The following is a 9,226-nucleotide window of genomic DNA, read 5'->3' as shown; positions in this document are numbered from 1 at the left end:
TGGCCCGCTCCTACAGGGAAATCCCGGCGTGGGCTATCAAACCGCGCCGTCGAGCAACGAGCGCAGCAACTCCACCGTCGGCTGCTGGCGCTGCGCATCGCGATAAACCAGCCCCACGCTCAGCGGAATGCGCGGCTCGCTCAGGGGCTTCCAGAGCAAATCCTTGTGCGCATGCATCTGCCGCGCGCGCCCCGGCAGCACGGTGGCGAAACGGCTCTGCGGCAGGCTGTCGAGGATGCCGCCCATGTGGTTCAGCTCCGCCTGCACCCGTGGTCGGCGACCGATGGCCGCCAGTTGCTCCTGCCAGATCTGCCGGGCGCGGAATTCTTCGCCCAGGAGCAGCATCGGCAATTCGGCGGCCTGGGCCAGCGACACCTTCTTGAAGTCCTTCAGCGGGTGATCCGCCGGGATCACCAGTTGCAGCTCGTCCGGGTACAGTTCCACGCCGTGCAGCGCCGGCTGGCGCGGTGGCAGGAAGCCGATGCCGATATCCAGTTGGCCGATCAGCAGGCGGCGCTCGATCTCCACCCCGGAAAGCTCGTAGATGCGCACCTGCACGTGCGGCTGCGCGGCATGCAGACGCTCCACCAGGTGCGGCACCAGGCTGGCGTTGACTGTCTGCAGCACGCCGATGGCCAGGCTCCGCGCACTTTGCCCGCGGAAACCCCGCAGCGCCTCGCGGGCACGCTCCAGGCCTTCGAGCAGCGGCACCGCATGGTTGTACAGCGTGTGCGCGGCGGCCGTCGGCAGCAGGCGCTTGCCGCTGCGCTGGAACAGTGCGACGTCGAGGTTCTGCTCCAGTTGGCGGATCTGCTGCGACAGCGCCGGCTGGGAAATCGCCAGGCGTTCGGCGGCGCGCCCGACATGGCCTTCCTCGTAAAGCGCGACGAAATAGCGGAGCTGGCGGAAATCCATAAGGTCTGCTTATCAACGAAACTGGAAAATCGAAATGGAGTGTCACCCCTCCAGGCCACTACTCTAGCGCTTGTCCGCTGTCTCAGATGGGTAGACAAAGGTGGAAAGCATCGTTATCCAGGGCGTTTTCATAGGCAAAGTCGAAGAGAGCTGGGGCGGTTTGCTCAGCGAAATCGACAGGCTGGAAACGCATCAGGAAGTCTGGCTCGGCGCCGAAGGGCTGCCGGGAGACACACGAGCCGACCTGCGCCGCGACGGCGGCCTGGACCGCGCACTGCACCACTACCCGGCCGAGCACTACCGCCACTGGCGCAAGCAGCACCCGCAGACACGCTGGCGACAGCCGGCCTTTGGCGAGAACCTGTCGACCTTCGGCCTCAATGAACAGGAGGTCTGCATCGGCGACCTGTTCCGCTGGGGCGAGGCGCTGATCGAAGTGAGCCAGCCGCGCTCGCCCAGCTACCGCCTGGCGCGGCGCTGGAATCTCCCTGGGCTGCCGCTGGAAGTGCAGGAGCAGGGGCGCTGCGGCTGGTTCTACCGGGTGCGCCGCTCCGGCATGGTCGCCCCCGACGCACCGCTGGAGCTGGTGCAGCGGCACTACCCGCAGCTCAGCGTGGCGAGCTTGCTGGACTGGTACTTCGGCCACCCGCTGGAACGTACCGGACTGCGCCTGATGATGGCCTGCGACGCGCTCTCCCTGCGCTGGCGCAAGACCGCCGCGCAACGCCTCACCAGTGGCGTGCTGGAAGACTGGACGGCCCGCCTGGCGGGCCCCGAATGTTCGGAGCAGGGCGGCCTGCAGAGCTGAGCCGCACTGTTTCGCAAATGCCCTCGCGCCCGCCCCCGGACGTCGTCTTGGTCCTGCGGGGCGGCTTTTATTGCCGCCGCCGAGCCTGTCACAGGGCTCGGTGGCGTTGTCATGCCGACGTAACACCGCGTTCCTAACCTTCCGCCGATAGCTTTTACTGACAACCCGAGCCGTCAGAAAGACGGCCGCGCGGAAGGAACCCCTCTGATGAGCGAACGTTTCCAGGATTTCCACGACCGGCTGGCCGCCTTCGACGACCAGGCGATCAACCCTTCCGGCAACGTGCCGATGAGCGAGATCATCGACGCCTCGCGCCGCCGCCTGCTGAAGAACAGCCTGGTGCTGGGTGCGGTCGGCTTCCTCGGCGGCAGCCTGTTCCCCGGCCGCTCCCTGTTCGCCGCCGATGCCCCGGTGCCGACCGGTCTGCTGGGCTTCAAGGGCGTGCCGGTGCAACAGGACCCGAAGTTCGACCGGGTGATAGTCGCTGACGGTTATACCGCGCGGCCGTTCTTCTCCTGGGGCGATGCGGTGGTGACCGGCTCGCCGGCCTGGAAAGGCGACGCCAGCGAGGACTGGAAAGCCCAGGAGCTGCAGGCCGGCGACAACCATGACGGCATGCACTACTTCCCCTTCCCCGATGCACCGGACAGCCACGGCCTGCTGGTGATCAACCACGAGTACATCAACCCGACGCTGCACCCCAAGGGCCAGACCTTCGAGGACCGTCCCGATGGTTCGCGCGGCCGCCCGGAAGGCGAGGTGCGCAAGGAAATCGCTGCCCACGGCCTCAGCGTCATCGAGGTGAAGAAGGACGCCGGCGGCCAGTGGCAGCGCGTCGAGGGTTCGAGCTACAACCGCCGCATCACCGGCAGCTCGCCGCTGGACCTGTCCGGCCCGCTGGCCGGCCACGACCTGCTGCGCACCGCCAGCGATCCCGAGGCCAGACAGGTGCTCGGCACCCTGAACAATTGCTCCATGGGCGTCACGCCCTGGGGTACCTATCTGGCCTGCGAAGAGAACTGGCACCAGTACTTCGTCAACCGCGACAAGGCCGACTACGCCAAGCGCGTTTCCCACAAGCGCTACGGCCTGTCCAACGGCCAGTTCAGCAACTACTACGCCTGGGAAGCGGTGTATGAGCGCTTCGACGCCACGCCGAAAGCCGACCAGCCCCACGGCGGCCACGTCAACGAACCGAACCGCTTCGGCTGGGTGGTGGAGATCGACCCGTTCGATCCGACCTCCACGCCGAAGAAACGCACCGCGGTGGGCCGTTTCTGCCGCGAGTGCTCGACCCTCTCGCTGGGCACCGACAACTGCATGGCGTTCTATTACGGCGACGACACCAAGGGCGAGTACATCTACAAGTTCGTCCCGGCCGGCAAATACGATGCGAACAACCGTGCGGCGAACGTCGACCTGCTGGACGAAGGCACCCTCTACGTCGCGCGCTTCAACGCCGACGGCAGCGGCCAGTGGCTGCCGCTGGTGCATGGGCAGAATGGGCTCACCGCCGAGAACGGTTTCGCCAGCCAGGCCGAGGTGCTGGTCAACGCCCGTGCCGCCGCCGACCTGCTGGGCGCCACGCCGATGGACCGCCCCGAGTGGGTCGCGGTGCAGCAGACCACCCGCGAGGTCTACGTCAGCCTCACCAACAACGATGCCCGCGGCAAGAAGCAGCCGGTGGACGCCGCCAACCCGCGCAAGGACAACCTGCACGGGCAGATCCTGCGCTGGAACGAAGCTGGCGGCGATCCGACCGCCACCACCTTCCAGTGGGAAATCTTCCTGCTGGCCGGCGAGCACAAGGGCGCCAACGCGCCGGAGAACCTGATCGGCACCATCAACGGCGATATCTTCTCTTCGCCGGACGGCCTGTACTTCGACACCGCCGGCCGCCTGTGGATCGAGACCGACTACGATGACGCCGAGGCGCCGATGCAGGCCATGGGCTGCAACCAGCTGCTCTGCGCCGACCCGCACAGCCGCGAGGTGCGGCGCTTCCTGGTCGGCCCGCGCGGTTGCGAGCTGACGGGGATTACCCAGAGCCCGGATGGCAGGACGATGTGGGTGAACATCCAGCACCCGACCCTCAGCTTCCCGGCCAGCGACGGCAAGAGCATCCCGCGCTCCACGACGCTGGTGATTACCAAGGATGATGGGGGTGTGATCGGGAGCTGATGGCCAGGTCGTGATGCCTTGTAGGAGCGGGCCATGCCCGCGACCAGCCGGGTACCAGACCCATCAGGCCGGCGTGGAGAAAAACCCGGCCTGTCGGCCGGTTCGCGGGCATGGCCCGCTCCTGCAAGCGAAGGTCGTAGCGGGTGTTCTCAGAGCTCGACTTCACCCCCGGCCAGCGCGCACAACTCGGTGAAGTCGACGATTTCCGTCTCCCGCCCATCCACCCGGATCAACCCGTGCTTCTGCAGGCGGGTGAAACTGCGCGAAACTGTCTCCACCGCCAGCCCCAGGTAATCGCCGATCTCATTGCGCGACATGCTCAGGCGGAAGCGCGTGGCGGAGAAACCGCGCTCGCGGAAGTGCGCGGAAATGTTCAGCAGGAAGGCGGCGATGCGCGAGTCGGAGTTCAGCCGCGAGAGCAGCAGCTTCATCTGCTGATCCTCGCGGATCTTGCGGCTCATCATCAGCATGATCTGGTGCGAGAGCCCCGGAATCTGCAGCGACAGTTCCTCCAGCTGGCTGAACGGGATCTCGCTGCACAGCGTGCTTTCCAGTGCCTGCGCCGATACCGGGTAGCTGCCTTCGCCCATGCCGGAGAAGCCGAAGATCTCGGTGGCGAAGTAGAAGCCGGTGATCTTCTCCAGCCCCTGTTCGTTGGTGGTGAAGGTCTTGATCGAACCGGAGCGCACCAGGTATACGCTGTGGAACGGGTCGCCCTGGCGGAACACGAAGTCCCCCTTGTGCAGCAGGTGTCCCGGCTTGATGATCGCCTCGAGCTCCAGGACCTTGTCGTCGCTCAGGGTCGGCGGCGCCAGCCGGCAGTTCTTGCAGTACGGTTGCGGTTTGATCATCTGATTCATCCATATCCCCATGCGCCGGCCAATCGCGCGCAGTCAAGCGGTCTTCGGGCGCATCGCCCCCACGTAAAACCATAGCAACTGAGCGTGATCTGTCATCTGTCGGCCGTCCCGGAAGCGAAATCGGCCAATGGATTTTTCATACCGGCTTGACCCTTTCTTCACCGCTCCGCCCGCAGTCTCCACGCCCATGCGCCAGGGGGTTATCGGGGGAGACCGCCAACTCCGGGGTGCAGCGACGTGACTGATGCGCGTCGATCCCGCTCATTTCCGGAGACAAGCCCGTGAATAACAAACTGCCACAGATCACCCTGGCGTTCTGGGTGATGAAGATCTGCGCCACCACCCTGGGGGAAACCGCCGGCGACCTGCTGTCGATGACCCTCAACGTCGGCTATGCGATCAGCTCGCTGATCCTCATCAGCCTGTTCCTCGTCACCCTGGTCGGCCAGCTCGCCAGCAAGCGCTACGTGCCCTGGCTGTACTGGCTGGTGATCCTCTCCACCAGCACCGCCGGCACCACCATGTCGGACTTCATGGACCGCACCCTTGAGCTTGGCTACGCCACCGGGTCGGCGATCCTCATCAGCATCCTGGCGGCGATCTTCGCGGTCTGGCGCTTCAGCGGCACCTCGCTGTCGGTGGACAACATCCGCAGCTTCAAGGGCGAGATGTTCTACTGGATTGCCATCCTCTTCTCCAACACCCTGGGCACCGCGCTGGGCGACTTCCTCGCCGACGACTCCGGCCTGGGCTTCGCCGGCGGCGCGCTGCTGATCGGTAGCCTGATCGCGGTGGTGGTGGCGCTGCACTACTTCACCAAGTTGTCCTCGGTGTTGCTGTTCTGGGTGGCCTTCGTGCTGACCCGGCCGTTCGGCGCGACCCTGGGCGACGTGCTGACCAAATCCCACGAGAAGGGCGGGCTGGACTTCGGCACCATCGGCTCCTCGGCCATCCTCGCCGGCATCCTGGTGGCGCTGGTGGTGGTGGTCAGCGTGAGGCAGAAGCGCGAGGAGCAGGGCGGCGCAGCGGTGCTGTCTTCCTGATGCGCTAAAACGCTGCTCGTCCCGCGAAAGTGATGACGGGCTAGCCTTGTGAAAATTGTTCTGTTATTTTTCATGAAAAATAATCAGAACAATTTCACGAGGTCGCAATGTTCCTGCGCTCCGCCGAACCGGTCGGCACCTACTACGCCGGCGCCAACCCCGAGCTGATCCAGCCCCGCGAAGTCCTTCGCGAGCCGCTGGAATGCGAAGTCCTGGTGATCGGTGCCGGTTTCAGCGGCCTGCACACGGCGCTGCAACTGGTCGAAGGCGGCCGTCAGGTCTGCATGATCGAAGCCAGCCGCATCGCCTGGGCTGCCTCCGGACGCAACGGCGGGCAGGCATTGCCGGGCTGGTCCAGCGACCTGGGCCCGATTGAGGACGACCTCGGCCATGAAGGCGCGCTGCGCCTGTGGCAGGGCATGCTGTGGGCCGCCCACGAACTACGCGACCTGCCGCAACGCCACGGCTTCGACTGCGATTACCGCATCGGCCACCTGTGGACCGCCGTGCTGCAACGCCGGGTCGGTTCGCTTTACGACTGGCAGGCGGAAGCCAATCGCCGTTGGGGCTATGAAGGCCTGCAGTTCATCCCCCGTGAAGACCTGCCGCAGTGGATCGCCAGCGACCGCTACCAGGCCGGCCTGTACGATCCCAATTCCGCGCACCTGAATCCGCTCAAGCTGGCCTATGGCCTCGCCGGGGCCATCGAGCGCGCCGGCGGGCGCATCTTCGAGCAGACCCGCGCGCTGAGCTTCCGTGAAACTTCCGGTGGCTACGAAGTCACCACTGAGCATGGCAGCGTGCGCTGCGCCTCCCTGGTGCTGGCCTGCAACGCCTACATCGACGGGCTGGACCGCGACGTTTCCGAGCGCATCCTGCCGGTGGGCACTTACCAGGTCGCCACCGCGCCGCTGGGCGAGGAACTGGCCCGCTCGCTGCTGCCGAAGAACTGCTGCGTCACCGACAACCAGTTCGTCCTCGACTACTTCCGCCTGACCCCCGATCATCGCCTGCTGTTCGGCGGCGGCTGCACCTACCTGGGCGGCATGCCTTCGGACATCCGCGCCGCCACGCGGCCCTATGTCGAGCGGGTATTCCCGCAACTCAAGGGCGTGGAACTGGAATACGCCTGGGGCGGGCACATCGACTGCAGCATGCGGCGCACCCCGGACATCGGCCGGCGCGGCGACCTCTACTGGCTGCAGGGGTACTCCGGCCACGGCGTGCTGCCCAGCCTGGCCGCCGCCCACGCCGTGAGCGAAGCCATGTGCGGCCGCAGCGACGAGCTTGACCTCTATCAACGCATCCGCAATCCCGGGTTCCCCGGCGGCCAGCGCTTCGCCGCGCCACTGGAAGCCGTCGGCAAGGCCTGGTATCGATTGCGGGACTTTGTCTAATTCGGAACCTGCCATGACCCAGACGGCCACCAACGAACACCTTGCCACGCTGATCCGCGACCTGCGCAAGCACAAGAACCTCACCCTGGGTGAGCTGGCCGAACAGATCGGCCGCTCGGTGGGCTTCCTGTCCCAGGTCGAGCGCGGCCTGTCGCAACCCACCGTCGCCGACCTCACCGCCATCAGCGAAGCCCTGGGCGTGCCGACCACCTACTTCTACGCCGGCGACACCCGCCGCGAGCGCGACTGGGTCACCCGGCCGAACGATCGCCGCACCCTCTACTACGCCGGCGGCGTCACCGACATCCTCGCCTCGCCGAACATGTCCGGCGGCTTCTCCATGCTCGACAGCATCCTCGCCCCCGGCGCCACCAGCGGCGAAGGCCATCTGGACGACAGCTCGGAGCAGGGCGGCTTCGTCCTCGAAGGCGAGCTGACCCTCTGGTACGAGGACGACACCGTCACTCTCTACCCCAACGACAGTTTCCAGCTGCCGCCGCACAGCCAGTTCCGCTACGGCAACCTCACCGATAAACCAACAAGGGTGCTGTGGATCTTCACTTGATTTCCCAAGCCAGCCCGCGAGGGTTGGCTTGGGAAAACGATCCGGCCGCCCCCGCACAAAGGCCCCAGAAAAAATCATGAACCGCCCGATGCATCCCGACCTGCTCAGCGAAGTCCGCGCCTTCCGCCAGCAATACCCGGACATCCGCTACGTCGACCTGATCTGCCTGGACATTCCCGGCCACTTCTACGGCAAGCGCTATCCCGTGGACATGCTGGAAAAAGTCGCCGCCGGCAGCCCGCTGAAACTGCCGCAGAACTGTGTGCTGCTGGGCATACAGGGCGGCCTGCACCCCATCGGCGACTACTGCTTCAACGACGGCGACCCGGATGCGCCGCGCCGCCTGATCCCGGGCTCGCTCAAGCCGGTGCGCTGGGAGAACCAGCCGCTGGGGCAGATGCTGATCAGCTCCGACGGCACCGAGGCGCCCATCGAATTCGAACCGCGCGAAGTGCTCGCCCGCGTCATGCAGCGCCTGGAGTCCAAGGGCATTCGTCCGGTGGTGGCCTTCGAGCTGGAGTTCTACCTGTTCGACAAGAAGCTCGACAACGGCCTGCCGCAATACCCGCGCGACCCGCTGTGTGACGACGAGGACGACCAGCCGAACATGCACATCGAGCGCCTGTCGCGCTTCTCCGATGTGCTCCATGAGATCGTCGAAGCCTCCCGCGAGCAGGGCGTGGACGCCAACGTGATCACCGCCGAGATCGGCCCCGGCCAGTTCGAGATCAACTTCGCCCACTGCGACGACGGCCTGCACGCCGCCGACCAAGCCGCGCTGTTCACCCGCGCCACCCGTGGCGTGGCGCTCAAGCACGGCCATCGCGCCAGCTTCATGAGCAAGCCCTACCTGCACGCGCCGGGCAGCGGCATGCACGTTCACGTCAGCCTCTACGACCGCGACGGCAACAACCTGCTCGACCGCGACAACCAGCAGGCCCTGCGCCACGCCGTGGCCGGCTGCCTGGAACTGCTGCCGCACTGCATGCCGATCTTCGCCGCCAACCACAACGCCTACCGCCGCTATGGCTCCCGCGTGAACGCCGCGAGCAAGGCCAGCTGGGGCTTCGAGGATCGCGATGCATGCATCCGCATTCCCGAGTCCGATGGCAGGAACCTGCGCATCGAACACCGTCTCGCCGGCGCTGACGCCAACCCGTACCTGGTGCTCGCGGCGATCCTCACCGGCATGGAGCACGGCCTGGAGGCCCGCCAGGAGCCCATCCCGCCGCTCAACGAAGACCGCTCCAGCGGCATCGACTTCCCCCGCGACATGCTCGGCGCCGTCGCCGAGATGGAAGACCACCCGGTGGTGAAGGAAGGCCTGGGCAGCGAGTTCGTCTTCGTCTACTGCGAGAACAAGCGCCACGACCACCTGGACTTCATGAACGAAGTCAGCGCGCGGGAGTACCGCTGGTTCCTCTGATACCTGATGCCACCTGTAGGAGCGGGCCATG

Annotated in this window: 8 protein-coding genes; 6 read left to right on the top strand and 2 right to left on the bottom strand. The window is 66.0% G+C overall.

Annotated features, from left to right (window positions below; translation table 11 throughout):
* Positions 1–36: 36 nt before the first annotated feature.
* On the bottom strand, positions 37–915 hold the full coding sequence (locus UB43_RS15890) for a LysR family transcriptional regulator (RefSeq protein ID WP_024763624.1): 879 nt from the start codon (positions 913–915) through the stop codon (positions 37–39).
* Between the two features lie 100 nt (positions 916–1,015).
* On the opposite strand from UB43_RS15890, the gene UB43_RS15885 reads away from it, so the two are divergent.
* Both UB43_RS15885 and UB43_RS15880 read left to right on the top strand, forming a co-directional pair.
* Positions 1,016–1,723, top strand: a complete 708-nt coding sequence (locus UB43_RS15885; RefSeq protein WP_045212762.1) for an MOSC domain-containing protein — start codon at positions 1,016–1,018, stop codon at positions 1,721–1,723.
* 207 nt (positions 1,724–1,930) lie between these two features.
* Entirely contained in the window at positions 1,931–3,904 is a 1,974-nt protein-coding gene (locus UB43_RS15880) for a PhoX family phosphatase (protein ID WP_045212759.1), read from the top strand.
* Between the two features lie 149 nt (positions 3,905–4,053).
* Here UB43_RS15880 and fnr read toward each other — a convergent pair whose 3' ends face one another.
* Positions 4,054–4,764, bottom strand: coding sequence for a fumarate/nitrate reduction transcriptional regulator Fnr (gene fnr / locus UB43_RS15875; protein ID WP_045212757.1), 711 nt, complete (start codon positions 4,762–4,764; stop codon positions 4,054–4,056).
* Positions 4,765–5,087: 323 nt separating this feature from the next.
* Between fnr and UB43_RS15870 the strand changes: the two genes are divergently transcribed.
* The 4 genes from UB43_RS15870 (at position 5,088) to UB43_RS15855 (ending at position 9,195) form a co-directional block, all read left to right on the top strand.
* Entirely contained in the window at positions 5,088–5,807 is a 720-nt protein-coding gene (locus tag UB43_RS15870) for a membrane protein (protein ID WP_045214145.1), read from the top strand.
* A gap of 107 nt (positions 5,808–5,914) precedes the next feature.
* Positions 5,915–7,204: an FAD-binding oxidoreductase gene (locus UB43_RS15865; protein ID WP_045212755.1), complete on the top strand. Its 1,290-nt coding sequence runs from the start codon at positions 5,915–5,917 to the stop codon at positions 7,202–7,204.
* A 13-nt stretch (positions 7,205–7,217) separates the two neighbouring features.
* Entirely contained in the window at positions 7,218–7,769 is a 552-nt protein-coding gene (locus tag UB43_RS15860) for a helix-turn-helix domain-containing protein (RefSeq protein ID WP_045212753.1), read from the top strand.
* 76 nt (positions 7,770–7,845) lie between these two features.
* The gene (locus UB43_RS15855; protein ID WP_045212751.1) at positions 7,846–9,195 is read left to right on the top strand and encodes a glutamine synthetase family protein; all 1,350 of its coding nucleotides are present in this window, start codon (positions 7,846–7,848) and stop codon (positions 9,193–9,195) included.
* The last annotated feature ends 31 nt before the right edge of the window (positions 9,196–9,226 follow it).

Origin of the sequence: Pseudomonas sp. 21, from assembly GCF_000955805.1 — a bacterium.
In the GTDB taxonomy this organism is placed as follows: Bacteria; Pseudomonadota; Gammaproteobacteria; order Pseudomonadales; family Pseudomonadaceae; genus Pseudomonas.
The sequence above is the reverse complement of the archived record's forward strand: the minus strand, read 5'-3'. Positions and strand labels throughout refer to the sequence as shown.

Coding starts and splice junctions, on each gene's coding strand:
- UB43_RS15855 (WP_045212751.1), top strand. CDS start 7,846: ATGAACCGCCCGATGCATCCCGACCTGCTCAGCGAAGTCCGCGCCTTC.
- UB43_RS15880 (WP_045212759.1), top strand. CDS start 1,931: ATGAGCGAACGTTTCCAGGATTTCCACGACCGGCTGGCCGCCTTCGAC.
- UB43_RS15870 (WP_045214145.1), top strand. CDS start 5,088: ATGAAGATCTGCGCCACCACCCTGGGGGAAACCGCCGGCGACCTGCTG.
- UB43_RS15865 (WP_045212755.1), top strand. CDS start 5,915: ATGTTCCTGCGCTCCGCCGAACCGGTCGGCACCTACTACGCCGGCGCC.
- fnr (WP_045212757.1), bottom strand. CDS start 4,764: ATGAATCAGATGATCAAACCGCAACCGTACTGCAAGAACTGCCGGCTG.
- UB43_RS15890 (WP_024763624.1), bottom strand. CDS start 915: ATGGATTTCCGCCAGCTCCGCTATTTCGTCGCGCTTTACGAGGAAGGC.
- UB43_RS15860 (WP_045212753.1), top strand. CDS start 7,218: ATGACCCAGACGGCCACCAACGAACACCTTGCCACGCTGATCCGCGAC.